Source organism: Streptomyces glaucescens, assembly GCF_002154375.1.
GTDB lineage: Bacteria > Actinomycetota > Actinomycetes > Streptomycetales > Streptomycetaceae > Streptomyces > Streptomyces glaucescens.
On the sequence record NZ_MUND01000797.1, the window covers coordinates 1 to 1,698 of the forward strand.

The window sequence follows — 1,698 nt, forward strand, 5'->3', positions numbered from 1 at the left end:
CGGCCCCGGGGCCGCCTACGCCCTCGGCTCGCTCCGCTTCGCGCGCACCATGGTGCAGACCCTCGGCCCCCGCACGGCACGCCTGACCAGAAGCCCGCTGGGTCGAACACTCGCCTTCTGGCAACTCGCCGCGCGTCCCTGGCAGATGACGGCAGAAGCGGCCGACGGTGCCCTGCGCAACCTGGTCCGCTCACCCGGCTTCGAAGCCACACGCCGGGCAGCCCGCACCTACCGGCTCACCGGCTTCACCCCCAGCGTCCCGGTCACGGTCGCCTGGGGCACACGAGATCTTCTGACACCCCGGCACCAGGCCCACCGCGCAGCCCAACTCCTGCCCGCAGCCCGCCATGTCCGGCTGCGCGGCTGCGGGCACTCACCCATGTCCGACAATCCCGGCCGGATTGCCCACCTCCTCACAAGCACCGGCTGAGGCAGGGGAGTCGGCGACGGCCTTCGGGGAGTAGAGGTGCCGGTAAGTGCCTGTCCTCGATCCCCGTTGTCTCAAGCCAGGTCAGCTGATCGCGTTGGATCAATTCGGCACGCCCGTCACCGCCAACTCCGACATCGGCGACGACTGGTGAGCCGCCTCGCGCGCGGATCCGGATGGACGGCGGCCGTCGCCGGGCTGGCGCTTGTCGCCGGCTGCGGAGACGCCGTCGAGCGCCCCGCCCGATCCGCCGCCGCGCCCTCGACGCAGGCGCCCCTCGGGCAGGACACCGTACGTCAGGAGATGGACGCTGCCGTCGTGGCGGCCGGCCTCCCCGAGGGAGAGACCGAAGCGGGCTTCCCCAAGCCCCGCCACTCGGCCGGAGCGGCGGCCACGGAGAAGGCACAGAAGGTGGCAGCCCTCGCGGCCCGGCTGTCACCCTGCGTGGTCACCTGGCGTCCGACGACGCCACGGGCGCCTCCGAGGCGGCCGCCGCGAAGGCCCGTCGGCAGTTCGACGCCATGCTGGCCGACCTGGACGCCCACGGCTGGAAGGAGACGACGCCCACCGAGGACGTGTCTCTGGAGAACGGCGGTATCTACGTCATAGCCACGTACAAGAAGCAGGGCTGGACCCTGAACGCCAGGCACAGCAGCATGCCGCCTTGGGTCGAATCCACCGCCATAGCGACGAAGGAGTCCTGTTTCGACAGCCTCACCGACGAGGAGACGGGCATCCTGGAGGACGTGAACTGACATACGTGGGTGCGCGTGCCGTTCAAGGCCGTTGCCGCCGCCACCCGCGGCAGCGCTGTCGGCACCTGGACCTGGCCCGCGCGCAACGACAGGCAGCCGAATCCACACAGGGAGACGCGTGGGTCGACGACAAGCGGGCTGGCTTCAAGGCGATGAAGAGCCGGCGTGCAGACGGACTCAAAGATCATCTGAAGAAGGCTGATGTCCATCAGCAGGTCGAACTCGCGGTGATGGATCTCCGTCCCGGCGGTATGGAGGAGGACTATTAAACCCGTTATGTCAGGCTGATTCGCCGAGAGCCCACCATGCTCCAATCCACAGTTGCTCGAACCCCTCTGCGGAGATCTCGGATGTCTGGGGTTGGTCCTGCCATCTGTTGCATGGGGAGGCTTCTGCCTGGCCGGTGCCCGTACCGCCCGCCAGCGGACTGAGGGCACCGGCCTTCCGCGTCTTAGCGCGTGTCTCTTTGATGGGTTGGTCAGTTGATCGGATGTGTCCGTCCGATTAGTGATCACC

Annotated in this window: 3 protein-coding genes; all 3 read left to right on the forward strand. The window is 68.5% G+C overall.

What is annotated here, in order from left to right:
- Positions 1–430: alpha/beta fold hydrolase (locus CCN42_RS43000; protein ID WP_169731596.1), on the forward strand; the 430-nt coding region annotated here is incomplete at its 5' end.
- Between the two features lie 518 nt (positions 431–948).
- Positions 949–1,182 carry a hypothetical protein gene (locus CCN42_RS37415; protein WP_086741729.1) on the forward strand — a complete coding sequence of 78 codons (234 nt, stop codon included), beginning with the start codon at positions 949–951 and terminating at the stop codon, positions 1,180–1,182.
- A 5-nt stretch (positions 1,183–1,187) separates the two neighbouring features.
- Positions 1,188–1,451 carry a hypothetical protein gene (locus CCN42_RS42325; RefSeq protein ID WP_143662162.1) on the forward strand — a complete coding sequence of 88 codons (264 nt, stop codon included), beginning with the start codon at positions 1,188–1,190 and terminating at the stop codon, positions 1,449–1,451.
- The last annotated feature ends 247 nt before the right edge of the window (positions 1,452–1,698 follow it).